The sequence below is a fragment of the Tigheibacillus halophilus genome, from assembly GCF_042683165.1.
Lineage (GTDB): Bacteria > Bacillota > Bacilli > Bacillales > Amphibacillaceae > Tigheibacillus > Tigheibacillus halophilus.
The window spans coordinates 55,658-81,691 of the sequence record NZ_JBHUIZ010000005.1; the positions used below are offsets into that span (position 1 = coordinate 55,658).

31 protein-coding genes and 1 other RNA gene are annotated in these 26,034 nt (G+C 41.4%); 5 read left to right on the plus strand and 27 right to left on the minus strand.

The window, feature by feature from the left end:
* Positions 1-78: 78 nt before the first annotated feature.
* Together ffs and tadA are read right to left on the minus strand one after the other, a co-directional pair.
* Positions 79-343: signal recognition particle sRNA large type (gene ffs / locus ACFSMW_RS06430), an RNA gene on the minus strand.
* Between the two features lie 258 nt (positions 344-601).
* Entirely contained in the window at positions 602-1,066 is a 465-nt protein-coding gene (tadA, locus tag ACFSMW_RS06435) for a tRNA adenosine(34) deaminase TadA (protein WP_390354100.1), read from the minus strand.
* 160 nt (positions 1,067-1,226) lie between these two features.
* On the opposite strand from tadA, the gene ACFSMW_RS06440 reads away from it, so the two are divergent.
* Together ACFSMW_RS06440 and ACFSMW_RS06445 are read left to right on the plus strand one after the other, a co-directional pair.
* A complete protein-coding gene (locus ACFSMW_RS06440; RefSeq protein ID WP_390354101.1) occupies positions 1,227-1,763 on the plus strand; it encodes a cysteine hydrolase family protein in 537 nt (178 codons plus the stop codon).
* 64 nt (positions 1,764-1,827) lie between these two features.
* A complete protein-coding gene (locus tag ACFSMW_RS06445; RefSeq protein ID WP_390354102.1) occupies positions 1,828-3,126 on the plus strand; it encodes a LysM peptidoglycan-binding domain-containing protein in 1,299 nt (432 codons plus the stop codon).
* A 159-nt stretch (positions 3,127-3,285) separates the two neighbouring features.
* Here the strand turns inward: ACFSMW_RS06445 and ACFSMW_RS06450 are convergent, their stop codons facing one another.
* The 3 genes from ACFSMW_RS06450 to ACFSMW_RS06460 form a co-directional block, all read right to left on the minus strand.
* On the minus strand, positions 3,286-3,804 hold the full coding sequence (locus ACFSMW_RS06450) for a type 1 glutamine amidotransferase domain-containing protein (protein WP_390354104.1): 519 nt from the start codon (positions 3,802-3,804) through the stop codon (positions 3,286-3,288).
* 71 nt (positions 3,805-3,875) lie between these two features.
* Positions 3,876-4,313 (minus strand): Rrf2 family transcriptional regulator, encoded by a 438-nt coding sequence (locus tag ACFSMW_RS06455; protein WP_390354106.1) that lies wholly within the window; start codon positions 4,311-4,313, stop codon positions 3,876-3,878.
* Positions 4,314-4,396: 83 nt separating this feature from the next.
* The gene (locus ACFSMW_RS06460; RefSeq protein ID WP_390354108.1) at positions 4,397-5,488 is read right to left on the minus strand and encodes a hypothetical protein; all 1,092 of its coding nucleotides are present in this window, start codon (positions 5,486-5,488) and stop codon (positions 4,397-4,399) included.
* 285 nt (positions 5,489-5,773) lie between these two features.
* On the opposite strand from ACFSMW_RS06460, the gene hmpA reads away from it, so the two are divergent.
* Positions 5,774-7,009 (plus strand): NO-inducible flavohemoprotein, encoded by a 1,236-nt coding sequence (hmpA, locus tag ACFSMW_RS06465; RefSeq protein ID WP_390354109.1) that lies wholly within the window; start codon positions 5,774-5,776, stop codon positions 7,007-7,009.
* A gap of 53 nt (positions 7,010-7,062) precedes the next feature.
* On the opposite strand, the gene acsA is transcribed toward hmpA, so the two are convergent.
* The 5 genes from acsA to ACFSMW_RS06490 all read right to left on the minus strand — a co-directional run bounded on the left by acsA (position 7,063) and on the right by ACFSMW_RS06490 (position 11,640).
* Entirely contained in the window at positions 7,063-8,778 is a 1,716-nt protein-coding gene (gene acsA / locus ACFSMW_RS06470) for an acetate--CoA ligase (RefSeq protein ID WP_390354110.1), read from the minus strand.
* 482 nt (positions 8,779-9,260) lie between these two features.
* Positions 9,261-9,497, minus strand: a complete 237-nt coding sequence (locus ACFSMW_RS06475; RefSeq protein WP_390354112.1) for a hypothetical protein — start codon at positions 9,495-9,497, stop codon at positions 9,261-9,263.
* Positions 9,497-9,865 (minus strand): hypothetical protein, encoded by a 369-nt coding sequence (locus ACFSMW_RS06480; protein ID WP_390354113.1) that lies wholly within the window; start codon positions 9,863-9,865, stop codon positions 9,497-9,499. The genes ACFSMW_RS06475 and ACFSMW_RS06480 overlap by 1 nt, the downstream gene beginning before the upstream one ends.
* A 10-nt stretch (positions 9,866-9,875) precedes the next feature.
* Positions 9,876-10,448, minus strand: coding sequence for a replication-relaxation family protein (locus ACFSMW_RS06485; protein WP_390354115.1), 573 nt, complete (start codon positions 10,446-10,448; stop codon positions 9,876-9,878).
* Positions 10,399-11,640 carry an FtsK/SpoIIIE domain-containing protein gene (locus ACFSMW_RS06490; protein ID WP_390354117.1) on the minus strand — a complete coding sequence of 414 codons (1,242 nt, stop codon included), beginning with the start codon at positions 11,638-11,640 and terminating at the stop codon, positions 10,399-10,401. The genes ACFSMW_RS06485 and ACFSMW_RS06490 overlap by 50 nt, the downstream gene beginning before the upstream one ends.
* A gap of 262 nt (positions 11,641-11,902) precedes the next feature.
* Here ACFSMW_RS06490 and ACFSMW_RS06495 point away from each other — a divergent pair, with 262 nt between their 5' ends.
* Entirely contained in the window at positions 11,903-12,109 is a 207-nt protein-coding gene (locus ACFSMW_RS06495; RefSeq protein WP_390354118.1) for a helix-turn-helix transcriptional regulator, read from the plus strand.
* Complete coding sequence (locus ACFSMW_RS06500) at positions 12,102-12,497, plus strand: YhjD family protein (protein WP_390354120.1); 396 nt, start codon at positions 12,102-12,104, stop codon at positions 12,495-12,497. The genes ACFSMW_RS06495 and ACFSMW_RS06500 overlap by 8 nt, the downstream gene beginning before the upstream one ends.
* Before the next feature lie 28 nt (positions 12,498-12,525).
* Here the strand turns inward: ACFSMW_RS06500 and ACFSMW_RS06505 are convergent, their stop codons facing one another.
* The 17 genes from ACFSMW_RS06505 to ACFSMW_RS06585 all read right to left on the minus strand — a co-directional run bounded on the left by ACFSMW_RS06505 (position 12,526) and on the right by ACFSMW_RS06585 (position 26,034).
* A complete protein-coding gene (locus ACFSMW_RS06505; protein WP_390354121.1) occupies positions 12,526-13,497 on the minus strand; it encodes a GH25 family lysozyme in 972 nt (323 codons plus the stop codon).
* 43 nt (positions 13,498-13,540) lie between these two features.
* Complete coding sequence (locus tag ACFSMW_RS06510) at positions 13,541-13,816, minus strand: phage holin (protein WP_390354123.1); 276 nt, start codon at positions 13,814-13,816, stop codon at positions 13,541-13,543.
* Between the two features lie 12 nt (positions 13,817-13,828).
* The gene (locus ACFSMW_RS06515) at positions 13,829-14,131 is read right to left on the minus strand and encodes a hypothetical protein (protein ID WP_390354124.1); all 303 of its coding nucleotides are present in this window, start codon (positions 14,129-14,131) and stop codon (positions 13,829-13,831) included.
* A 110-nt stretch (positions 14,132-14,241) separates the two neighbouring features.
* Positions 14,242-14,442, minus strand: coding sequence for a hypothetical protein (locus ACFSMW_RS06520; protein ID WP_390354126.1), 201 nt, complete (start codon positions 14,440-14,442; stop codon positions 14,242-14,244).
* 68 nt (positions 14,443-14,510) lie between these two features.
* A complete protein-coding gene (locus ACFSMW_RS06525) occupies positions 14,511-14,801 on the minus strand; it encodes a head-tail connector protein (RefSeq protein ID WP_390354127.1) in 291 nt (96 codons plus the stop codon).
* 56 nt (positions 14,802-14,857) lie between these two features.
* Complete coding sequence (locus tag ACFSMW_RS06530) at positions 14,858-15,064, minus strand: hypothetical protein (protein ID WP_390354129.1); 207 nt, start codon at positions 15,062-15,064, stop codon at positions 14,858-14,860.
* Positions 15,064-17,499, minus strand: a complete 2,436-nt coding sequence (locus ACFSMW_RS06535) for a phage tail spike protein (RefSeq protein WP_390354130.1) — start codon at positions 17,497-17,499, stop codon at positions 15,064-15,066. Before ACFSMW_RS06535 ends, ACFSMW_RS06530 begins: the two co-directional genes overlap by 1 nt.
* Before the next feature lie 30 nt (positions 17,500-17,529).
* Positions 17,530-19,908, minus strand: a complete 2,379-nt coding sequence (locus ACFSMW_RS06540; RefSeq protein ID WP_390354132.1) for an SGNH/GDSL hydrolase family protein — start codon at positions 19,906-19,908, stop codon at positions 17,530-17,532.
* Positions 19,909-19,919: 11 nt separating this feature from the next.
* Entirely contained in the window at positions 19,920-20,840 is a 921-nt protein-coding gene (locus ACFSMW_RS06545; RefSeq protein WP_390354133.1) for a phage tail domain-containing protein, read from the minus strand.
* Positions 20,841-20,842: 2 nt separating this feature from the next.
* The gene (locus ACFSMW_RS06550; RefSeq protein WP_390354134.1) at positions 20,843-23,158 is read right to left on the minus strand and encodes a tape measure protein; all 2,316 of its coding nucleotides are present in this window, start codon (positions 23,156-23,158) and stop codon (positions 20,843-20,845) included.
* A gap of 191 nt (positions 23,159-23,349) precedes the next feature.
* Complete coding sequence (locus ACFSMW_RS06555) at positions 23,350-23,658, minus strand: hypothetical protein (RefSeq protein ID WP_390354135.1); 309 nt, start codon at positions 23,656-23,658, stop codon at positions 23,350-23,352.
* 20 nt (positions 23,659-23,678) lie between these two features.
* Positions 23,679-24,059, minus strand: coding sequence for a tail assembly chaperone (locus tag ACFSMW_RS06560; RefSeq protein ID WP_390354137.1), 381 nt, complete (start codon positions 24,057-24,059; stop codon positions 23,679-23,681).
* Between the two features lie 49 nt (positions 24,060-24,108).
* Positions 24,109-24,651, minus strand: coding sequence for a phage major tail protein, TP901-1 family (locus ACFSMW_RS06565; RefSeq protein WP_390354139.1), 543 nt, complete (start codon positions 24,649-24,651; stop codon positions 24,109-24,111).
* An 11-nt stretch (positions 24,652-24,662) separates the two neighbouring features.
* Positions 24,663-25,055 (minus strand): hypothetical protein, encoded by a 393-nt coding sequence (locus tag ACFSMW_RS06570; RefSeq protein WP_390354140.1) that lies wholly within the window; start codon positions 25,053-25,055, stop codon positions 24,663-24,665.
* Positions 25,056-25,064: 9 nt separating this feature from the next.
* Complete coding sequence (locus ACFSMW_RS06575) at positions 25,065-25,391, minus strand: HK97-gp10 family putative phage morphogenesis protein (RefSeq protein WP_390354142.1); 327 nt, start codon at positions 25,389-25,391, stop codon at positions 25,065-25,067.
* Positions 25,388-25,690 carry a hypothetical protein gene (locus tag ACFSMW_RS06580; protein WP_390354144.1) on the minus strand — a complete coding sequence of 101 codons (303 nt, stop codon included), beginning with the start codon at positions 25,688-25,690 and terminating at the stop codon, positions 25,388-25,390. The genes ACFSMW_RS06575 and ACFSMW_RS06580 overlap by 4 nt, the downstream gene beginning before the upstream one ends.
* The gene (locus tag ACFSMW_RS06585) at positions 25,690-26,034 is read right to left on the minus strand and encodes a phage head-tail connector protein (RefSeq protein ID WP_390354145.1); all 345 of its coding nucleotides are present in this window, start codon (positions 26,032-26,034) and stop codon (positions 25,690-25,692) included. Before ACFSMW_RS06585 ends, ACFSMW_RS06580 begins: the two co-directional genes overlap by 1 nt.

The following is a 26,034-nucleotide window of genomic DNA, read 5'->3' on the forward strand; positions in this document are numbered from 1 at the left end:
AATAGACAAACAACCCCCTTTGCCGATATGGCAATGGGGGGCTCTTTTGTTATATTAGTTTAAATTTTTATGTAGTAACCGTGCACCCATTGTCGATGTGACGGTCCCATGCGTTACTTAAGTTCATGGCTCAGTCTAGGTGACCCTGCGGCACACAGAAATGACCACTTACTGCTGCTTCCTTCCGGACCTGACAGGGTTCATGGGTTTCTGTTGCGCAGGACCTAAACGTCAGCACCAATTCCTTAAGGCAGACCATCAAACCGTACACCTCGAATGGGAATTCAGCCTCGCTACAGCGGATTGCGAGTACAGGGCACCGCTACCTCCCCGCCTAGCACGATATGATATATTATACTGATTTTAGAAGAAAAATGCAAATCATGTCCCAGGACGTCTGATATACGTCAAAACGATTACCCAAACAGACCAGCACATGGCTGAAATTTTAATTGACGTTCAAATCAGTTGGTGTCATGGTCTATGGACCATGCGTTATATGGAAAAGGCACCCTTATAAACCGATATCGTTCCTCACGTCAAACAGATCAAAAAAATCATGAAAAACATCTGACGGTGAAACGATGTCAGTTTTCTGAGACTATGTTTTTCTTTTTTCACTGCGCAGTTGCCGAAAAAAATCCTTCAACAGCTGGCTGCATTCCTCTTTCAGCACACCGCCTGTCACCTTTACCTGGTGGTTGAATCGACTGTCATCAAGCAAATTCATCAAGGTGCCGGCACATCCAGCTTTCGGATCAGCAGCTCCGAAGACAACTCTTGGAATGCGGGACTGAACGATCGCTCCAGCACACATCGGGCAAGGCTCCAGCGTGACATACAGTGTGCAATTTTCCAAGCGCCAGCTGCCAATCTTCTCATTCGCGGCGTTGATGGCAAGCAGTTCTGCATGAGACAGTGTTTTTTGCATGTTTTCGCGGACATTATACCCGCTTGCGATCACTTCGTCCCCATACACGATGACCGCGCCGATCGGTACTTCTTCGATTTTCTGCGCTTTTTTTGCCTCTGCCAGCGCCAGTGCCATAAACTTTTCATCAGACATATTGCATCACAGCTTTCAAATTAGTTTTTAAAAAAGCGAGAAGGGAAATAATAATATGTAAATAACTATTATGATACACATTAAACATTCTGCCTGGCAAAAGCTATTCATCCGGTTAGCCGCTGATAGCAATAACAGGAAAAAAGTAAAGGAGCTGCCTATGTCTCATAATTATCAAGACAGCGCTGTTGTTTTTATTGACGTGATCAATGATTTTCAATTCGATGGAGCGGATAAACTGATCACACATACAGAGAAAATATTGCCGAATATGGTCAAATTGAAAAAGTTTGCCAATGACCATCATATTCCCGTCATCTATGTTAATGATCATTACGGCGTTTGGCAAGCAGACTTGCATCAAATCATTGAGCACTGTACCAATGAAACAAGTAAACACGTCATCGAACAACTGCGCCCGACAAAAGATGATTATTTTTTGATGAAACCCCAGCATTCCGCATTTTTCCAGACGCCATTACAATCACTATTGCAGGAAATTAACAAAAAACATCTGATCATGTCTGGCATTGCAGGAGATATTTGTGTTTTATTTTCCGCAAAGGATGCTTATATGTACGGTTTCAATATGTGGGTTCCCAAGGACTGCATGGCCTCAGAGGATGAAGATGGCAATGAATACGCATTGTACCTGATGCATTCCGTCATGAAAGCTGATATCGATCCGATTTCATGACATAACTTGTTTTTTCTCTTCATATCATATAAAAAGAATTCATTATGCAGAGGGAGGGAAACACATGCAGATCCATATAGCCCGCCAAGGGGAAACAGTGGGTAATATCGCCAGTATGTACGGCATTGCCGCGCAAGCAATCATTCAGGCGAACGAATTGGATGCACCGGATCAGCTTGTTACAGGGCAAGCATTGGTCATCCCCATTATGGGGCAATTTTACATAGTCAAAGCCGGAGATAGCTTATATACGATCGCTCAGCAGTTTAGATTATCATACCAGGAACTTGCCCGTGTCAACCACATTTCTGCAGCAGCACCTCTGCAGATTGGACAGCGTCTGTACATTCCTGAAACCCCGAAAAGCAATATCACTTCAAATGCCTATATTGAACCATATGGCAATACAGTTTCGCAAACTTTGATCAATTCCGCACAAAAGGCAGCACCATACCTGACTTATCTCGCACCATTCAGTTACCGGGTCAATCGCGATGGAACGTTGACAGCGCCCCCGTTAGACAATTTCAAAAGTATCGCCGATGCGCAAAGGGTCAACTTGATGATGGCAATCACCAATTTGGAAGAAGGAGCATTCAGTACAGAACTCGGCCATATCATACTGACTGTCCAGGCCGTGCAAAATACATTATTGGATACCATCGTACAAACGGCTCAACAGAATGGTTTCACAGACGTTCACTTCGATTTTGAATTTTTGAGCCCTGACGACAGGCAGGCATACATTGATTTTCTACGTAAAGCGAAACAGCGTTTTTCACAAGAAGGTTTACTGCTATCTACGGCACTGGCACCAAAAACAAGCGCAACACAGCAAGGTTTGCTATACGAAGCACACGACTACAAAGCACATGGGCAGATAGTCGATATGGTCGTGCTGATGACATATGAATGGGGATATAGTGGCGGGCCTCCAATGGCTGTTTCTCCAATCAATGAGGTACGCAAAGTCGTGCAGTATGCTGTAACAGAGATTCCGGCTGACAAAATACTTCTCGGACAAAATTTGTATGGTTATGACTGGACGCTTCCTTTTGAACAAGGCGGCCAACCGGCGCGAGCCGTCAGCCCGCAGCAGGCTATCGATATCGCCAGGCAGCACGGGGTTGCAATCTCTTATGATACCACTGCACAGGCACCTTATTTCTACTACACGGATGAGCAGGGAAAAAGACACGTCGTTTGGTTTGAAGATGCACGCTCCATCCAGGCAAAATTTAATTTGATCAAAGAATTTGCACTGAGAGGAATCAGCTACTGGAAACTCGGGCTTGCGTTTCCACAGAACTGGCTGCTGCTGGATAGTAATTTTCATATTGTGAAGAAGCAAAGTAGTGAATAATGAGTGGGTATGTATGAAAATGTATCCTGACTGGTAAAATAGCGCAGAAACCAATTTTAAAGACGAATGAATACCTGCTGACAAAAAACGTCCTGCCCGTTGATGGGCAGGACTGCTATATATATTTTCATAAAAGGGAGAGTTACTATCCATTGAAGATTACTTTTCTAATACTTTCAATGCCTCGCGGTTGAATGCCGGGATATCGCCAGGCTGTCTGCTTGTTACAAGCTGATCCTTGCATACAGCTACTTCCTCATCAACTACACTTGCCTTAGCATATTCCATATCTACACGAATGGATTGGAAACCAGTTGCTTTTCTGCCCTCCAGTGATTTTGCCGTGATCAGCAGCTGCGGCCCGTGACAGATGGCAAATACAGGCTTCATTTCATCCATGAAATGTTTGGCAAAGGTCACAAAGCGATCATCCGCCCGAAGCTGATCTGGTGAAAATCCGCCGGGAATGAACAGCGCATCGAAATCTTCAGGCTTCACATCATCAATACCTGCATCGATTGTTACAGTCGCTTCCTTATTTTTACCGGTCACTTTTTTGCCTTTTTCCTTTTCGATTGTCACCACTTCATGCCCTGCATCCTGAAATGCCTGGGCAGGTTCCGTATATTCAACGTCTTCAAACATATCTGTGATAACACACGCTATTTTTTTACTCATGATAGTTTGACACTCCTTCAATTGAATTTCTACACTATCATGTCTTCCCGCTTGTACTATTTTAAAACATGTTATGTCATATTCATCAGTTTCCGCAGTTGATCACCATTGACAACCAGATCCTTGATAGTATATTGATCCAGCACGTGTAAAAAGGCGCCCATAGCGCGATGCAGCGCATGTTTCAGCTTGCAGGCCGGGGAAATGACACAATGATCAGTGCCTCTGTCAAAGCACTCCAATAGGTTGAAGTCATTTTCCATGTGACGGACGACCATACCCACATTGATCTCCTCAGCTTTTTTTCTGAGACGGATGCCTCCATTGCGGCCACGAATAGTCTCAAGCAGTCCCAATTTATTCAATTCAAAAACAATCTTGCCAAGATGGTGCTGTGATATAGCAAAGGTTTCCGAAATCTCTTTGATATTGGCCAGCTCGCCATTCGGCTTTGTCCCGCAAAATATCAACACTCTTAATGCATAGTCCGTGTATTTTTTCAATTGCATCTGATTGAACGCTCCTTCTAAAAAAAGGGGAAAGACCCCCGTCCCTCTACTACTTTACCACATGCAACGTGAGTCTGTCCCTTCTATTGGTAATTGATAATGACCGGAGCGGGGTCGAGCTGCAATACTTGCTTCGGCGTCATCATGGGTTTGTCATTTTTTGTAAAAAGCTTGAAACCGCCATATTGGATCGGCTGCTGGCGAACCAGCTTACCGTATGCGCTCATTTTGATAGCAGCATCTCCAAATCCATCATAATTGAGCGGTACTTCTACATGCTCTGTTGGATGAATCGCTTCTTTATTTCTGACAATGCCATTGCCAAACTGGTGAACAAGCACCATCTTATCAGGGAGGTGATACTTTTTAACCATATCATCGACATATTCCACAGCTTCCTGGATATCAGCGCCCTCTACGTGCCCTAAATCTTCGCCAGGCACCTGCCCTTCACCAACGCTGTATTCCGTGTCGATTGCCAGATGAACAAATGGCAGCTTCAAATATTGCTCCACTTCCTTCACAGCTTCCATAACATCTGCTCGTCCTAATTGTACATCCAATAGCAATAAGGCATGGTGCTTTTTGGCTAGTTCGACATATTCCTTAATTACCTTGTCGTTAGGCGGGGTAATATACAAACCTTCGGGACCTGGACTGCGCTGTGCGACTGTAGCGATCAGTTCAATAGTAGGGATTGATGGACGCTCGGGATCGATATCAGACCATTCCTGTGTCTGCTGTTTCAGTTTTTGCATCATTTTTTCAGGAGACATAGTCCCAAGGATACCCATGTTTTCTGATAGTGGCGTACCATAATACGCGACAAGTCGATTTTTTTTCAATGGTCCGTTTGATGTATCCTTCTTACCCTTTAGAAGAACTTGGCCAAGCGGCACACTTCTTTTGATTTCCCCACCGTGTGCTTCGTGCACAGGCATCTCAGCTTTTTCCGCTTTCGTATAATGCGTTTGCAGTTTGGCAGCATCTTTTCGTGGTTTGACTGCTGCATAAGCATTTTTGAAATAGATGCCTTTTTCTTGCGCCGCTGTTTTCATTTTGGACTGATTATGTACTGGCAACTTTCCTTCTCCATTCGTGCTTGCTTTTTCACTGCACCCACCGAGAACCGCAAGACAAAGAATGATAGAAAGTATTGTCATTTTTTGGTGCATTTTTTCACTCCTTATGTATCGCGCATAAAAGTTTTTCGTACTATCTACTTTATAGAAATGATACCCTGCATGTCTACATTTAAAAACATATTATGTAAGATTTGTAGAATAATAGCGTAATTTGGCGTTAAATTTTGTGTTCATTAGTCCGGAAATGAGTTTGTACATTCCTTCACAATATTGTAACACTTATCATGTTTTTCCTATTGATACAGTGTTTACAGTTTTATACAATTAACATGTATTCAAAATACATCTTTTAAAAACGCGAGGGAGTGTTTATAGATGACAACAGAAACAACTAGCCGTTTGGAACAGGAATATAAAAATATTGTGAAAGCCACTGTACCGGTTTTACAAAAACGTGGTGCAGAAATCACCAAACGTTTTTATCAACTGTTGTTTAAAAACCACCCAGAATTGAAAAACATATTCAACCAGACAAATCAACGAAAAGGCGATCAGCCAATTGCATTGGCAAACATGGTATATGCTGCTGCACTTCATATCGATAACTTGGCAGAAATCATCCCACAAGTCATGCCTGTAGCACATAAGCATGCAAGCTTGAATATCAAACCTGAACATTACCCATTAGTGGGAGAAAATTTGCTTCTTGCCATGCGGGAGGTTCTTGGCGCAGAGGTTGCAACGGATGAAGTTATCGCTGCCTGGGAAAAAGCTTACGGTGAAATCGCTGCAGCTTTCATCGGAATTGAAAAAGAAATGTACGAAGAAAACGTCAAAAAGGGCGGCTGGACAGATTATAAAGACTTTAAGGTTGTCAGTAAGGTCAAGGAAAGTGATGTCATCACATCATTCTATCTGAAACCTGCCGATGGGGAGACGCTTCCTTCATTTAAACCAGGCCAGTATATTACCGTTAAAGCCTCTATTGACGGCCATGATTACACACACCAAAGACAATATAGCCTATCATGTGCACCAAATGAAAATATGTACCGCATCAGCGTAAAGAGAGAGGACGCGATTGGCGAAAACCCTGCAGGCGTCGTATCAAATTACTTGCATCAGCAAGTAGAAGAAGGAAGCGTGCTGTCCATCAGCTGTCCTTCCGGGGATTTCGTTCTGGATATGAACGATACCCGCCCATTGGTTTTGATCAGCGGCGGCGTTGGACTGACACCAATGATGAGCATGCTGGAAAGCGCGCTATTATGGCAGCCGGAAAGAGAAGTCATCTTTATGCATGCTGCTCGATCAGGTAACTTCCACGCTATGAAAGAACGCTTGCTTGAAGTGGCCACAGCATGCAAGCAAGTGAAAACCTACACGATTTACGACAACCCGGCCACATCCGATGCAGGCCATTTTGACAAAGAAGGCTATATTGATACTGCTTTTTTGAAAAAAGTGTTGCCATCTACGGACGCTGCATTTTACTTCTGTGGGCCTAAAGGATTCATGCGAGCCATGTATCAAAACTTAAAATCCCTTGACGCAGCTGAAGATGACATTCACTTTGAAATTTTTGGACCAGCCACAGATATTAAAAATTAATGCTGCAACAAACAAAAAAACGTTGACCAAATGGCCAACGTTTTTTGTTTTGCTTATTCTTCCAATGTTGAGGTATCTCCGGTAGGAAGCCCAAGTTCCCACGACTTCAGCAAACGACGCATGATTTTACCACTGCGTGTTTTCGGGATTGATTTTTTGACTTCCAGCTGTCTTGGTGCTGCATGTGCACTCAAACCGGTTTTGACAAATTGACGAATCTCCTCCAAAAGTTCTTCCGATTCTTCATAGCCTTCATTCAATGTAATGAATGCCTTGATGATCTCCCCGCGTTCTGGATCCGGTTTACCAATAACGCCTGCTTCCGCCACAGCTGGATGTTCAATCAGCTTACTTTCCACTTCAAAAGGTCCTACGCGTTCCCCGGAAGTATTGATGACATCATCCAGACGTCCCTGGAACCAGAAATAACCATCTTCATCCCGATAAGCACTGTCACCGGATACATACCAGTCATTGACAAAATAGCTCTCATATTTGTTCGGTCTGTTCCAGATAGTTCGCATCATGGATGGCCAACCTTTTTTGATTGCCAAATTTCCCATTTGGTTCGGCGGGATCTCATTTCCTTCATTGTCGACAATAGTGGCTTCCACACCTGGGATAGGCTGCCCCATGGAGCCAGGGCGGATTTCTTCAGACGGGAGATTGACAATCAGCATCGCTCCGGTTTCTGTCATCCACCATGTATCATGAATACGCAGGTTCAATGCTTTTAATCCCCACGTGACGACTTCCGGGTTCAACGGTTCCCCAACGCTGAGAACATGTCTGAGTGCAGACAAATCATATTCGTCTGGCAAATTTTCTCCTGCACTGACCATTTTTCTCAAAGCAGTCGGTGCCGTGTACCATACAGTAACCTTTTTGTTTTGCAATGTTTCATACCAGGATTCAGGAGTGAAACGTCCACCGCGGACGACATTGGTCACCCCTTTCAACCACGGGCCGAAGATACCATAACTTGTGCCGGTCACCCACCCTGGATCTGCAGTACACCAGTAAATATCATCATCTTTCAAATCCAGCACCCATTCAGCCGTTGCATACAACTGAAGCATATTGTTATGGACGTGGTAAACCCCTTTTGGCTTCCCTGTGGAACCGGAGGTATAATGCAGCAGCATACCGTCTTCCAAATCGACCCATTCGATATCGAAATTTGCGGAGGCTGTCTTCATTTCTTTATCATAATCGATGAATTTTTCACCTGATTGATCATTTTCGCCAACAAGTACAATCTTTTTCAAGTCTGGCAAATCCTCCTGTGGAACACGCGGAAGCAATTCAGGTGTAGTGATGAGCACACTTGCTTCACTGTCCTGCAGACGGTCCCGGACTGCTTGTTCCATGAAGGCCTCGAAAAGAGGTCCGGCAATGGCGCCTATTTTTAAAATGCCAAAAAATGCTGCATAAAATTCCGGGCTCCGCGGCATGAAAAGAAAAACCCTGTCACCCTTTTTGACACCATGTTCTTTAAGCACATTGGCAAATTGATTGCTTTCCTTGCGCAATTCATCAAATGTACGGGTTTCTTCCCGATCCGGAGAAGAATAAATCAATGCTGTTTTATTCTTTTTATCCGGATTTTCAGCATGACGATCGATAGATTCATAGGCAATATTGACCTTGCCTGATTCATTCCAGCTGAATTTTTCCTTCATATCGTCCCAAGAGAAATTTTCTTTCATTTTTTGATAGTCTTTCAGATTATAGTTGCCTTCTCTCGCAGGAACCTTTTGCATATCCATCCTAATCACCTCAAAAAAAGATTTGAAATCGGTTACATACCGAATAAAATAAAATTGTAAAATAGTTGGAACATTTACTGAAGTAATTCCTATTTTAGAACAGTTTGTGAACATTTTAAAGTGAAAAGCATATATGTTTATTTTTTGTGGTAAAACAGCATAGTTATCTCCTGATTTGGATGAGTTTGGCAAGCCGCTGTCTGAACATGTATTTCTATCGAGATTCGACAAATTTGCCCCTCGATTTTTTCAAACAAAAAAAGCAAGGATACAGAAACTGCATCTCTTGCTTTCAGCTTTTAAGCGCCCCCGGCAGGATTCGAACCTGCGGCACACGGTTTAGGAAACCGACAAGGGGCGCTTTAGCTGATTTCGTGACATTTTAAATCGCTGTTTTGAATAGGTTTCTATTTAAAATACAAGTTCAATATTTTAATTGGTTCCATTTAATTTCGCTTGATTCGACACCAGTTATGTCACCACTATGCAATTACCACAAGTGCACCGTAAGCGAATACACCAACAACGCCTAATTTCGCTAACTTAGAACTAAACATCGAAACAAGCGCATATACTGCAATTGATACACCTACCATAATCGGGAATGCCGTTATATAGTCTGCAGCTATGTCGGCAAATCCCGATTTTATTTTGTCTACAAAGAAATCCCACACCTTTAATATCGGGTTCTTTAATATATAATCGTGAAATTCCTGCATTATGAAGCCACCCCCGATACCGCATCCACTAATACATTTAGTATCATTGGAGAAATCATAACTATTAGATAGCCTAGTGCGGCTTTTTGCATCATGCTAAATCCTTTTTCACTGTTGCCGATCATCACGAATATAGCGCCACCTAATACAACTACCATAGCAACTGGATAAGCCATGCCCTGAATTAGATCAATGATTGGCGCAAAAGCCTGCATCATTTTACCTTTTATTTCTGCGCTTTCTGCATGCACTGCTGCAGGAACGAACGGGGCGACTGCTAGCGGGATTAATGAGATGGTGGGATGTTTTATCTTCGGTTCGTGCTGACGGTTCACAAACGATCTGAAATCATACGTTTTGGTTTTCATCGTTTCCCTCCTATTTAATATCAGTATCCAATAAAATTAAGCTGTCCAGACCTTCGCATAATTCCATGAGCCTATCACGCCTATATGGCGTTGTTGTAACCCAAATTACGCCTGGCATTCCTTTAAAAGCATTTCTTTCAATCAGTCGCCGGTACTTTTCGATTTTCTTTTCGTTCGCCTTCATCTTTTGCACGTGGTCTATTTCGACAAGGTAATGTCGATTCGTTATAAAATGTGCATCGGCGATAACGGAAATGGGATCCAAAGTTATTTTTACTTCATTTTCCCAATTCGCCGGCTGATCCAAATGGATGTACAAGTTATTTCGCATGATATAGTGTCTGGCTGTAGTCAGTTTTTTGCGCTCTTTATCACATGCAACAGCTTCTCTGCCTTTCTTATTTAAATAATAGATATTCACACCATCATCTTTAAAAGTGTGGAGATATGGCTCTAATTGTTTCATAACTCTGTAGGCATTACGGTTACCTTTTAAATCATGTAATTGCTGTAGCTGTTTCACGGTCAAATAGTCAAAGCGCTTCAAACTTAACAGTATTTGCTCTTGGCGCTCGCTTAACATTGGATTCCCCCTTTGCTTTTATTCGAATATGCGGCCCGATGATCTCGTCAATTTCTTTTTCTTCTATATAAGGTGTCTGTACGATATGGTTTTTCACCCTTCGGAAAATGGCCCGGCCTTCGATTTCTGGTAATTCTTCTGCCCCGCCTTCATCCAGGACAGCTCGACTTTGCGTATTCGTTTCTAATCGGAAGCATACCCTTGCTCCGATGTTCGCCCGAACCTGTGAAGGCAGCGTTTCATTCGTTGGGTACTGTGTGGCATATATCAATCGATAGCCCGCTGATCTGCCACGTCTGGCAATGTCCACCACAATATCCCTGCTATCTTCGTCTAAGTCTGCAGATTCATCTATAAATACAAAGTCTCTTTCTTGTTGTCCGGCACGCTTGACATCTTTTATCCCCTTTTCGAACAAATCATCAAGCTTCCTATTCATATCTTTTTGAATGTCCTCTAATACACGTTTAGCGCCTTTGGATTCCCTTGCGAAGTTTACACATTGTTTCATATCTTTAAATGGTCCTAGCTCATTACCGCCTTTTAAATCAATTAGATGCAACCGGAGGTGATTTGGTTGTTGTTTAACCAAGACAGATACTAACAGTTTAAGAAATTCTGATTTCCCGAATCCTGTAGCCCCAGCCACAATCATATGGGGGCGTTTTTCGAAGTCGTGTGTCAGTAAATCTTTGTAGGTATAGCCAATGGGTACAACCCACTTATTTTGCAGCATTACTTCATTAAATGGATACATCGTATCAAGCCCCTTTTCGTAAATTTTAAATCGTAACATGCCGTCATATTCCATTTCTATTTGCTTATCAAGCTTCACCCGATTATTAAAGATGTCCTTCACTTGTTTGATGACATCCCCTTTCCAATCGATATTTTTGAAGTTTTTCAGATTAATATCCGATTGGCTTTTGTTATTCAAGCCATCTATAAATAGTTGTTTATGCTCTTGGAATTGTTTAAAAGACAACCCTAACGGTATTTTGTAAATGTACTCTGTATAATCCTTCTTTTTAACTTTCCGGTAAATCCGGATAGTTCCCTCCTTCGTTTTGAGCCCTGCCGCATCAGCGATGGTTTTTATCTTCTCGTGATCATTGGAATTTTTATTCCGAAAGAAATAAGTTGAACCAGCTATAGCAGCCATGCTCGATGTAGTTAATATTTCGTAAATCATCCCGCACCTCCTTTTGGATATCTATTTATAGATAGTCCCTGCTAAAGTGTATTTAAGGACATGTGGTGGACATCGTGAGACTGTTTAGATTGATAGGATTATTAGTAATACAAACAGCGATACGCTTAGCGCATTTCCTTTTGTATAGTTCATTGTATTGTAGTGATTGATTGTCCTATGACTAATTAGTTCTTTTTTTATTGATTAATTCGTTTGCAGGAAATTGAAGTATATTTGAAGAAATAATATATAGGTGATAAAAATGGAATTGAAAAGCAGAATTAATTACTGGAAAGAACAAAGAGGGAGAACCACAAAATGGCTTGCAAAAGAATTGAACACATCTCCGGAAATCGTGTCCAGGTGGGCGAATAATAAAAGTATGCCCTCTGTAAAAAAGCTATTCATACTTGCAGACTTATTGGAATGTACAGCAGACGATCTATACGAAAGGGATTCGAATGATTAACTTTCCGGAAGAAGATGCAAAGATCCTGAAAAAGCATCTCTTTTTATCGAAAGCAATTGAACAAATCGAAGAAGATAAAGCACATTTCGAAGATGCTCCGCTTAAAATTAATGAGCTGTATGTCGAAATGCTGGACAGGATGTTGACCACTGCCAAGGATGAGCGCAGGGAATTAACTAAAACGATGCAGGATAACAACTTGAAGTATGTATTTCGGGATGAGGATAGACTGTTTACGGGATATGAGTTTTTCAGTAATGGTAAGCATAAGGAAGTAAGGTACTTTAATCCGATGATATTGAAGCATACGAAGGATATAGTTGCGGAATTGATGTATAAATATGGAGGAGGTGATAACATGAGCGATCCGAAACCACCAGTATTTTAAAACACAGCCCCCTGAGTGGGGGCTTGTGTTATTTCACTCTTAATTTCTGACCAGCATAAATTTTGTTCACGTTTGCGAGATTGTTCAATGACTTTATTTTCGCTGTAGTAGTACCATACTTAACGGCTAACACACTCACAGTGTCGCCACTCTTTACAGTGTGGTATTGCTTAGCTGGCGCTTTCTTGACCGTTCCTGTAAGCTTCAATTTGTCACCAGGATGAATGATATTTGGATTTTTAATGCTGTTCAGATTAGATAATTTATTAACAGTAGTACCGTATTTTTTAGCGATACCGGATAGGGTTTCGCCTTTCTTTACGGTATGAGTTGTTGCTTTGGCAGCTGGCTTTTTCTTTGCCGCTGGTTTAGCTATAGGTTTAGAAGCTGGCTTATTTGCTTTCTTCTCGTCTAGTGTAAAGAACTTACCGCCAACCTTATTCATATCCACTGGACCACTGATGCCGTTTACTTTGCCCTTATCGCTATGCTGCCATAGATAAATATCATTCAGTTTCACGTTTACTGGATCATTGGCATATCGAGCGTGCCAGTAAGCATATTTTTTAAGCAGCGCCTTGTCCACATTGTCAGCAAAGAACACACCGAAACTGTACAAACCAACGGAACCTACTTCTTTCTCCACATGCTCCATGAATGCTTTGGCAGCTTTATTCATGTTAGCATCAGAACCACAGTGGTTTTCCTCAAGGTCCAACATTGGTGGCATGTTGAATTTATAACCTTTGATGTGCTTCACGAACCATTTCGCTTCCTCGATGGCATCATTAACAGAAACGAATTTCGCATAGTGATAAAATCCCGCATGCAATCCGTTTGCGGTAGCCCCTTTAAAATTCGCATCCATCTTATTATCAACGAATGCAGAACCGGCAGCAGAGCCTTCTGTGGCTTTAATATAAGCACCTTGTATGCCGTCTTTGGCTACCTTAGACCAATCTATATTACCCTGCCAATGAGATACGTCTATGAGCTTCATTTGTATTCCTCCTTATAAATTAAAAGACATCCATATGGATGCCTTATTTCTGTTTTGGTTTTTGATATGTCAGCGCCTGCGTACTATCTCCCACACCATCTACAGTTGGGTCAGTTACAGCGTTATATATACTCACGGCAACCAATACAAGCACGTATGGGTTACTGACGGCATCTAACAATAGATTGCCTACAATCGGCCAAGACGTGAGGTCCTGGGCGGTAATCCCGGCATATGCCAGGATTGGTACAAAGATGGCTAGCACAAACTGTGCAATAAAATTCGGGTTTTTAAATCTGATTTTCCAATTGATTTTCATGTAATCATCCTCCTAGAAAAATTTATCTACAATAAAATAAACAACTCCACCAGCGCCTAACAAACTGCCGGAAACTTTCATAGCTAATTTCCAAGCATTATCCCGTGTGGATGTTCGTTTGTGAAAAAACTCATCCATCAATCGTTTGTCAATCACGTCAAGCTTTTGCTTTTGTTCGTCATTTCCTTTGTCAATTTTATCTTTAACTTCTCTAAACTCACCCTGCATATTTGACGTGAGAACCTCAAGAGTGGTTATTCGTTGCTCGTGGTTTTGCCAAATCGCCATGTCGTCCATCTCCTTGTCTTGTGACATGCTCGACCCCCTTACGTTCCGACGTTACTCGTATCTATATAAATAAGCCGTCACAGTGACCCATGACGGCTAGGGCAGTTGCGGCTGCCCTTTATTTCATTATAAAAATCTCATTTCACTTTTTCGGCGTACAGAGTACCTGTTGTTATTTTCATATCTGTTCCAAGTGTTTCGTTTGAATGATTGATTACAAATTTTGTATCTGTTCCACACGGTTCATCCTCCGGGTGTAATTCCTCTATTACCACATTACGAATATCGACTGTTCCATCTTCGCGAATTACCGTTTCCTTATTGTTACTTACTAGCATTGTTCCATCTCCTTTATTCTCATATAAAAAAGCACCATAGGGGGTGCTTAATAAAATTTAGTTATCGTTTAAGGTTTGTTAATATGACTATGATTTTCATTTGATACAAACGGCTCAACTAATTTAAGTTCTTTCATCAATTCATCCGAGGCATCTTTATTTATATAAAATAATTGATGAATTATATAGGATTGAGCCTCCTTGTTGTACTTTTCCAAGATTGAAACATTTCTTTTTGTGCCATTAAGTTTAGATATATAGTTGTTTTCTAAATCATTGAAAAACCAATCATAAATATTAATCCCAAAATCATTTGTGTGATTTTTCATTTCTATAATATCCTCAATAGTCTGAGTCATTATTAAATCCCCTCCTAATCTACTACATTCGACAAGAGGGGACCAAAGACCTGCTTTTATTTCTTTTTATTTTCTTTTTCCGCTTCCTCATCCAACCGCTTTACCTGTTCCTCTTTCATCTTGTCTAGTTCCTTATTTAGTTCTGCTAACTCGATGTCTTTTTGCTTTATCACAGCTTCATTGTATGCGATTGATCGTGACAATCCTGCTACTTGATTTGTTAAAGATTCCACCACGTCATTAAATTCGATTTTTTGTTCCATTAACTTACCCCCTCTAATTTATCAACCCTACTTAACACTTCTTGTTGGGATTTCAAAAGATACATAACGGCTTTGCTTATATCCGTACCCTCTCCGCTATGAATTGGAGATTCCTGCATAAGATAAAATGCCGGATTGCCATTCTCGGTACGCCTAGATATGTCCAAATCATATATAATCTTCGAAGCTTCATCTACTTGTGGGCGTAAAGACATTAAACTAAATGTTCCCGCTGCCGATGCGCCATTTTCTATTTTTCGGAATTCACTCCCCACAAAACCTCGATAGGTTATCTCTCCGCCTTGATTGTTTCCAAGTTCATTGGTAGCACGAACCCAACCTCCTTCATTCGTTGCAAAGAATATATCTTTTGATCCGGTTATAGCACGAATTCCCGATGCTCTAAAAACATCAGGATTCACCTCTATGCTTGTGCTGCCACCGCTGGTGTTGTTCCAATATGGCGCAGTGTTGGAATTACGTTTAGTAATGTTATTGACCTTGATGCTGCCCACATCAAACGTAGTGTCACCACCGCGGTTATAGTCTTTATCCACTACAGATAATGTTGCACCAGACTTGGAAAATCGCAATCCTACACCAGGCTGCGTTTCTCTTGATCCGAACATCAAGAAACCATCATTAGTTCCATCAATTCGGTTGAACCAGAAATTACTATTCCCAGATTCGTTCGACTTTGGCGTGATATAAACAACGGAATTCTTGCTATATATATCCACAGATTGATAAGAATCCAAAACAACGTGACTTAAATCAGATCGCAACGCAACCGCTCCGCCATAACTGGACATTGTTATACCGTGAGCACCACTAGGTGAATATGTGGTATCCCACCATTCAATTGTGCCGGATGAGCCTGGTTGATCTAAATATTCTCCTTCTCCATCCATAAAAGTAGAGTCACCGTTAGGCATGATGTATCGAGATAAACCTCTTTTTTCATCACGTAATCTGATATATCCGTTTTCGAGTTTTATACTCGCTTCGTTGGTTGATGTTTGGCCTTTCCAAGTACGGGTATACGTTCCTGACTGTTCAAGCAAATCCCCTGAAATATAAACGTAATTCTTACCACTCCCACCACGAATAGCCACTTGATCGGCATTTAGTATTCCAGCAGTGATAACATCCGCCACAATTCCGTCAGCAGTAGCAGCAACTGTAGCCGTTGCTCCACCGTCTGTAGAAATCATCCAACCAGCAGAGTTCAACCAAACTAGTTTGTTAGGGTCGTTCTTATCCTGCGCTATAATCCCTTGCACACCGTTTCCAGCATCTCCGAATATTAATTCTGTTTGTGCAGACTCCAACGCTTTAATAGCGTTCTGCTTCGCTTCTGGAAGTACGCTGAATGGAAGCTTTTTTCTTCCTGCAATTAAGTCGTTTATTTGTTTTGCGGCAGTGTTCATTTGTGATTGGTGGCGTTTTGTTAGCCCCTCACTACCAAAAGTGTTTGTAAGGTCTATCACTTTCCCACGCCAGTCCCTCGTCTTGGAATGAGCAACTACTCTTATTTCCTCATCAAGACCGATTCTTTCGTCAATCAAAAATACCCTATCCCCCAATTCAGATTGGGCAATAGGATAACCTTGTTCCTGTAAGTCTTGCAGGTCGGCTGTTAGGCTGATTTTCAATGATTCATCAACAAGTGCTTTTAACCTTGTATCCATTGTGTCTTTATCTTTAATATTGCCATCCGTTATTCTTGGAGCATGACGTATTCCTATAGTGGGTATTTTTGCAAGCGGTGAAGTGTATTCCCGAAAAAGTTTAGCACTCTGCCAATCTTCCCCGCCTTCTCCGTCACCGTAATCACCATAACCCCTAGCATACGTCCACATCTCATTAGCATCTATTTCCTGTACGATGTTAGAAGCGTTCAGCCGATATCTGTACATGAACTGTGTATCACGACCAATTTGGTTTTCAAGATACACAATTTTACCTGATATACGAAACTCGCATTTATACCGCTCTATAGCACGTTTGAAGGTTTCTAGTTTAGACTCGCCATCTCCAAATCCTTCCCACTCCACTGCATCGAACTGATCGGATAATACGAACGTAAATCCAGTATCAGCAAATATTTTTGTGAAAGCTTCCATTGCTGTCATGTGCTTGTCAATGCGTTCGTAAATCCTGTCATTATCCAAGACATCAAAAAACAGCGGGATTGCCTTAATCTCCGCTGTCATTAAATCGCCTTTACCTTGGCGTTTGCAATATATGATTTTTTGTTCAACGTTATCATGGTCAACCACATTCCACATTTCAGCTATATTCCCTATAAAAGGTTTATTAACCTTTGTGGCGTATATAGCAGCTGATAGCGACTGGTTGCCGTTTACTTCCCCTTCGTTCGTTGATGTGGCTTGTAAGGGGTATTCGTTGCCTTCTAGGTCTATGACGTGCATTTATTCACCTCCTCCGGTAATAGCGGATTTCTATGATACGCCTATTGTTATAACCGAAGATCTGTCAGTTTTTCCTCCCCATTTTAAAGTGAACTGTTGGCCACTCACATCAAAAGAAACACCAGATAGACTCCGATATGAACTTGGACTAGATGCTATTTTAATTTCTTGTGTATCTACAATGGACCAATTATCGCCCACGGTTGTAGAACCAGGGATTACAGTATAAGTAAGCACATTTTGTCCCCAATTATGAACGGTTACCTTAATAGGTGGATTCTTCCACCAGCTGTTATTGTTCTCGCGTAAATCAAGCATATTTCGAAGCATCACCCAATCCATTTTTGACTCTGTTGTCGGTGTGCTTCCAGAAGCAGTTGTTCCAATAACAAATTCATATCTGCCTTTTCTTTTGGCCTTGATAAAATTCAACAGGTTCTGCTTGGAAATGAAATTGAGAGAGTAAAAATGAATATACGAATCGTTTGATTTGTTCTCGAGCGTAATCGTATGCCATCCTTTTTTGGCAATGTGAAGCGCTTTGCCATTAATATCAGTGAATCCCATTTCGGAGTATCCAAATGGTCCATAGTCAGCGCTGTAAAACCAATTGGCATCTGTTCCTTTTATTTCAACATCCACCAAAGTGTTTCGGTTAGCCCTTTGACCATAGTTTAAATGATCTGACCAATAGTTCGATTGTTGCTGCATACCCAATCCAAAATCAAGTGTGCATTTTAACGTATTATTGTTACCCACGATGATGATGTTTGGCACTGCAATCAAGTCATCTGTTTCTGTATAAAACCCGAAAGTTATTTTGGCGCCAGCATGCAACATAGTCTTCGTTCCCCTACCGGCATCCATTTCCTCCGGCGTGGGGTAAGGCTGATCTCCGGACGATTCGCTTAGATATTCTATTGTTCCAGAACTGTAAACGACAGAATCAACCGCTCTTCTTCCAAGCAACTTGATACCGTCTGATGCTGTAATCGGGTTAATTATGGAACTTCCTGTCAATGCAGCAGCTATTCTGGATCCAATGTAGTCATAACCTTTTCCTGTAAAATGAACGTTACCAGAATGACTGTCATATATCATGTTTTCAGTGGTTTCAACCATATCCATCACAGGGATGTTGTATTCTTTCGCTAGTGAAATAACAACGTGTCTGTATGGTTGATACCCATAAGCTTTATCAGTTCCTGATTCTTCTATTAACGGTAAAGTAAGTAACATGACTGGATTCCCGCCAGATAGCTCTTTACCTATCAATCTTCGCATGTTGTTTGCAAATTGTTGCGGTGAAAAGGAATGGGAGTCGTTTGTTCCCAACATGATAATTGTCAAATCAGCCGGTTCAAAATCCCAATGCTCATATGATAAAACCGCTGTATCGGAAGGGAAACCTTTATTAACGACAGTTACGTTATTATTGTATATCGCCTGTAATTTTTCCTGAAGGGATTCCGGGTAAGTGGTACTTGCCCTGTAATCGGAAATAATATCGCCATTATCTGCTTCTCCAATGGGCTCCCTTTTATCAGCAGAATGATTATCCCATCCATAGGTAAGGGAATCACCCTTTGTGATAATCTTGATATCCTGCTTGCTATGCAGTTTTTTAATTAAATTCCCGAATTTCCCTGTCTGCAAGCCAAACGACGCTTGTTTTTGTAGAATATCCGCAGTTTCTAAAGATGAAGGGGTCCAATAACTCACCTGGGTTCCGTCCTCCAACTTCATCTTTATTGTCCCGCCAAACAGGTAATACTGTTGTGTATTAACCCTGACGTATTTGACATTGGCGGGAACAGAAAAGGTGAAAGGTGGTTCATCTGTTTTCAAGCCATATTTATCAACCAAGTTCTTTTCCCCATCATACAAAAATATCCTGCAATCTATCTCATTGCTTTTTTCTCCATCGATACTAAAAGTGTACTGTCCCTCTTGTACAGGTATAAAATCAGAGGAAGCGTCATGCGAATCACTTCCGGAGTTATCAACGTATTCGCCAGTAGACCAAGAAATATACCCTTCTTTAATGCGTTCGATTAGGTTTTCGCTTGGTTTTCGTAATACCTGTGCTGTAAGTCTTTTATCAACTTCATTAACCGGACCTGCATCAATCTGCTGTATTTCTTTCCAATCACCATCACTGAATCGATAAACCTTTCCTGTGTCTCTCGATTGTCGTGTCTCCCCTTGTTCAGCATCAGATGGTAAATCATCCATTGTCTCCACAGGTTCTTTCCATTCAAGCTTTGCGCTATCCACTATTTCGGCGTAAACTGCATCTGTGATAGAACCAGCTATGTCATTAACCTTTTCAAACAATGTTGTATAGTTGCTTTCATGAGCGTCCCTTTGCTCCCTATCCATCGCATTTCCTATATGTTTTTGTTCCATGCTGTCACCCCTTACAAATAATAAAAAGGCATATCGAATGAAACCTTCGCACTCGATGCGCCTTTTATCGTGAACTGATTCCATCCGGGAACCAATGTTATAAATTTTCTGTTCGTCTTTCTGAAGTACTGTAATCCGTTATTTGTGATATTCGGGCCATCTAATACGATAGTTTTATCACTGCCCACACCTTCATTGACACGAAACGTATCTCCGGTGGTTGTATTGGTTAATTCCAGATAACTAGACGATCCTAAAACATCACTGATGGTTATTTTTAATTCTTCTTCAAACGGATGATGCAATGGGACATTCCCAGCATTGTATATCCTGAATGATGTGCCGGTGTGCGTGTACTGGTGGGATTCATCTTCGTATAGTAATCCCATTCCATATGCCCATATACCAGAGTCATAGGTTAAGCCATTTTTATCAATGTCTGCTGTGGTGCCGATGGACTCGGCGAATGGTAAATTGGTTGTTTCAAATACTAATTCACCATCACCGTATTTGAGCATCTGTTCTAATTCGAAAGTGTTCTGCAATCGAACCAAATACCGTTTTCCGCCGACATACATGTTGCTGGATTCTTCACTGTTTTTCGCCGGTTCATGTAGATCAACAAATGAATAAGCCTGATATTTAGAACGTCGCAATTCCCTGATATAAAACGGACGCTTATCCAAAATTAAAGAGAACAGTTTATCGCGCAACAATGGGTAATCCATTAAATCGTACGCTTTCATCGTAAAGGGGACGGAAATTGTACGATTGCCAAACACAGCGCCGTAATCAATATTTCCATCCCCGCCGTCAACCTGTTGATATTCCGGACTGATCTCTATAGATGATACTTTGAAATCATGCGCAATGATGCCGTATTCCTCTAATGTGAAGGTTTCGCCGCTTGGCTTATATATTTGCGCGTCCATCGTCAAAACCTCCTTATCTGTGCATCTACCGCGTTATTTTCGTTAACATACGCTCTGACAGCTTCTTTGTTATCGTACACGTTTACCACGATAGGTTGCTTACCTACCGTTACATTGCTTTGTATATCACTTGTAATGCGCTTATTGGCCATTCTGTTTATACTTGCGACTTGCCCTCCAATGTCCGGCGAAGTTATATCTGGCAACGCAACTAAACGGTTCATTTGTTTTTGTACTTGGGGTAATGCGTGTCTAATACTGTCTCCAATAGTCCCTCCGAAATTAAGTCTATTTAAATCTCGTAACGGTCCCTCTTTAGCTGGGGAAAATGGCAAGAAATTACGTATCTTAGAAGTAACTGTTCCAATAGCTTCTTTTACCTTTCCAATGCCATCTTGAACACCATCGGCGATTGTCCCGGCTATATTACTGCCAGCACTAAAGAATCGGTCTTTCATAGCAGTTACTTTTTCTAAGGCACCCGACATCCCTTTTGACACTGCCCCCTTAACGCTTTCGAACTTCTCTGATACTGCACCTTTCATTTTTCCGAATTTATCTTTTACAGATGAAAGTATCTTTCCCGCAAATTCGACCGTTTTAGACTTCGCCTGTGACCATTTGTCGGATATTGTGCTTTTAATGGATGACATCTTTTCTGATACAGCAGATTTCGCCTGATTGAACTTATCAGCAGCCGCCGTCTTAATATTTGATACAGCCGTCACTGTTGCGTCTTTAGCTTGATTCCATTTATCAGACACGTATCCTTTCACTTGCCCCATAACGCTGCTAACTTTGTCTTTCATCGCGTTGAATTTATCAACTGCACCTTGATAAAGTTCAGATACTTTTTTGACCACGGCGTCTTTCATTTCACCGAATTTCTGTTTCACTCCGTTGTATAAATCGGTTGCTTTTTTGCCAGCATTAGTGAATAAGTCTCCAAAGAAACCAATTACTTTTTTAACCATATTCCATATAATCTTCGGTCCTTCGGTAAACAACTTAGTAAACCAATCGATTATGGCGTTTACTGTATCTGGTATAATAGAGTGACCAACCAGCACATCCCACAGATTTTTAAAGAACCCGATGATTGTCTCCACGAATGTACTAATAAAGTTAACAACACCATCCCACAATCCCTTAACAACAGATATCGAATCTTCCGTTGCTTGCTTCCAATAATCGAGCGCTCCGGAAAAATCGCCCGTAAACAATGCATAAATCGCTTTACCGACGTTAACGAACATGTCGATCAAGTCAAAAAATGCCTTTATTATAGGACCTACAGATGCTACAATTGCCGAAAACCAAGCACTCATCTCTCCAAACGCAACTATAAGTGAACCCATTATTACCGCTGCGACCATTTTTATAATCGGCCATAAACTTTCAAAAAGATTGCCTATTGATTCCATTATTGGACCGACCGAATCTAAAAGAGTTTGAAAAGAATTTTTCATACTATCAAAGATTGGTGAAAGGATCTCTTTGAACTTCTCAATTTTGTCTTTTAAACTGTCCCACAAATCTCCAACAGGCCCTATATATTCTTGTGCTGCATCATACCATCCTTTTATTTTGTTAATAACCGCGGGTATTCCCTTTGCTATTCCTGACAACACTGATTCAAACTTGTCCCCGAAGGACTTAACCATAGCACGCATATCTGGCAATCCATTACTTGTTAGCATGTCATCGATGCTTGTGATAATGTTGGCTACACCACGAGCAACTGCTGTTTTCATGTTAGCGAAGGTGCTTCCCCAGGTAGCCCCAGCATCTTTGGCTGCACCTTTAATCTTAATGACACCATTTGTGCCTTCCATCATGGCTGTTGATACTGTATCAATAAAATCATCGGCTGATATACTACCGTTCGACAACGCTTTTTGTACTTCATCCGCATTTTTGCCAGTTGCTTTGGCATACATGCCTACAGCATCAATGCCGGCATCAAATAGTCTGTTAAGCTGGTCCATGCCAACCGTGCCTTTGGTTTTCATCTTAGCCAGCGCATCCGTAACGTTAGCGAATTGCTCCTGCGAACCGTCACCATAGAAGGCTACGGCATCCCCCCAGGCTTCCACATACTTTGTCGCTTTATCTACGGTTGATCCGCGCGTAACAAAATTCTGCACAGCTTGTGCCGCGCCGTCTAGCGTATACCCCGTGCCTGTTACAATCTCGTTGGTTTTGTCCAGCGCTTTATTCGTTTCTGATGTACTTCCGGTGACAGCTTTCATAACTCGCTCGAATTGTTCAAACGTGTCAATGCGCTTGGTAGCGCCGGTGACCGACTCTCTAACCATGTCGAAACCTTTTTTGGCGACATAGAGGATACCAGCAGCCTTTAAAAATCCTTTAATGCCAGATGACGCCTTATCAACATGTCCTTTAAATCCGTCTACTTGGGTAGATGCATTTTTAAATGCAGATGCAAACTTATCGGCGCCAGTGGCTTTTAAATATGCTTCTACGGAATATGTTTCGGCAATAACGATTACCTCCCTTCACGATTTAATTTGGCGGCAATTCTTGCCATTCGTTTCATTCGTGGCGAAATAGACTTCTGTTTTGGTTTTTCAACTTGCTTCAGTGATTTTTCGTAATTAAAAAAGTCCTCGTATTTTTTGAATACAGGAACTTGTTTTTTACCAGATTCTTTTGTGGCAGTTACTTGGTGGTTCAACCATGCCTGCATATGCATTTCATGTTGTTTATCCACTTGTGACAGATTAAATGCCTGCATCTTCATTTCGTACTCATACAGACTCATATCCTCAATTTCGGATAAATGTTTATATCCCAAGTAGCGAAAACAGTTTAATATTATGCCTTCGTAGGTTTCTTTTGATTGGTTTTTGTATCGTTCGGGGCGTTTTTGAATGCTTTTTCCGTCTCCTGGACGACCGGAGACTTTCCCATTTCACTCTTAACCTGTTCAAACAACTTTTTGAGTCCGCCTTCTCTTTCGGCATAATCCTCAATCGCATCGTCTACATCGTCCTGGTGGTATTCGCTTTTGGTCGCTGCATCGATAATGTCAGAAAGGACAGATACATTTTTTTGTTCTAATCCCAAGAGTGCATTGACCACACCCATACCAAATTGCATGCCCTCATAATCGATCTTGTGCTTTTCATCCATGATACGGCAGAATTTCACACCAAATTTTAGTTTTACATCTTTACCATTGATTTTCATTTCCATGTACGTTTATCCCCTTTCAAATTAAAAAAGAGAAGGCATTTGCCCTCTCTTATTCTCCTTCTTGCTCTGTTTCTGGTTCTGAATTTGCTTTTACATCGCGAAATGCATATTGGACAGCTTCCTCTTGATCTGGTGTAAGAGTAGCAAACCCAAATTGCGGTACCAGGTCAATGGAATAGTCACCAGAATACGTTGCTTCGTCCTCGGCGCTTGCTTCTTCTTCCCATGAAGTGAGATACCCTTGCGCATACATGGCTGGATATTTTCCCTCTTCGTTCTTTACATCTTCATCCACCGTTACTTCCCACAGTTCCAGTTTTTCTCCATTGAGCATTGCCTGTAGCAACATATCAGCGACTGGATCATCTTTGGATTGTACAGCTTCAATGCCAGTTACTTCCCCTTCCAATTCACCTAATTTGACGATTTTACCGTCTTTTGTGGTGATGGAATCGGAATCCCTGGATAGGGAGAATGTATGGCCCGTCTGAAATGATAGCTTAGCAGCCTCTTTCTCTGATTCCTTCAACAAACGAAACAATAGAATTTTATTTTTTCCTTGCAACATACCTTTGCGTGCTTCTTCTGCCATGGTATTACCTCCTAATTGAATGTAAATTCAACTTCTAAAATGCCGTGTAGCAACGGATCTGCAGTGCTGTCATCAGTAATAGTCTGCGCTGTGATGTTCTTGCAAGTGACATAAAAGTTTTCAGTTCTTTTAAGTGACCTACAGGACACCTTCAACTTGTCCATCATTGTTGTTAATTCACGACGTTTTTTATAGTTATGATAGATGTGCACTGTTTGCTGAACATCACCATATATGATGGATTTGTTACGTCTGTCTTGATCAGATTGCTCTCCAACAAACACAAAAGGGTATGCAACCTTATTCGCTGGTAAATAGTCGAATGTTGCATACCCTAACTTAAGCGATGCAGCATAAACCGCATCGAATATCTGCTGTTGTGGTGATTTTAGATCAATTGGCATTTCATCACCTTATTTCATAAGTCGTTTCATATCTGTTACAAACTTTGATTTTTGTTCATGATAAGCTGGCCTAACATGTGGCTTACCACTTTGATAACGTGTTCCATATTCTTGGTAAGCTGCATATTCAGCTTCACTCGCCACTTGCGCGGTAAATCCATCATCTTGGGAATTGTATTTGATATTACGCTTTAAATTACCTGTATCGACTGGTGCATACCTTTGCGCGCTCCTTTGCATCTCTGACCCGTTCATCTTAACGACGTTTTTCACATCACCCAGATTGGCGTTTCGTTTCAATTTACCGATGAGTTGATCAGCGCCTTTAAGTTTCATGAAGAAACACCCTCCAAATAAAAAACGCCTTTTCTGTAATCAGATTGGCGTTTTACGTTGTATTTTTGTTCTTTGATTAGAACATAGTCAAATTCCTTGTTATAAGGGTGCTGTAGACGAGCAATCGTGACAACTCTATCAATCTGCCCAAACAACTCATTTGTCCTGTCTACACCCATTGTAGAAAGTTTACAAGGTTTTATATCAGTAGTTGGTTCACCCTCCACATACTCGCCTTTCACCGGATCGTAGTATGGTTCACCTTCATTGACAAAGGCAATTCTATCTGAAAATCTCATTAGATAAACATCACCTTTCCCCTTTTTGGTTCTGGTGGTGTTTCTTCGTAGTCATCAATGATCTCATCGTAGGGAGTGAAATCCTTATCCAATTCATAATAGGAAATCGTGTGTCCTTCTACAGATTCGGATTTAGCCCCTTCAGTTCCAATGCGGTTGTACCTTCTGATAGATATTTCTTCGATGATATAATCCAACTCACTCGGAACGGTCGTGATAGTCTTGTTCACTTTCTTTAATTTACCAAATAAATGACTTGTCACGTTTTCGATAATGATATTGAGGACTTTGTCTTGCTTGTCGTCCTCAATATCTAATAATGTTTTGATGCGATCTATCATCAT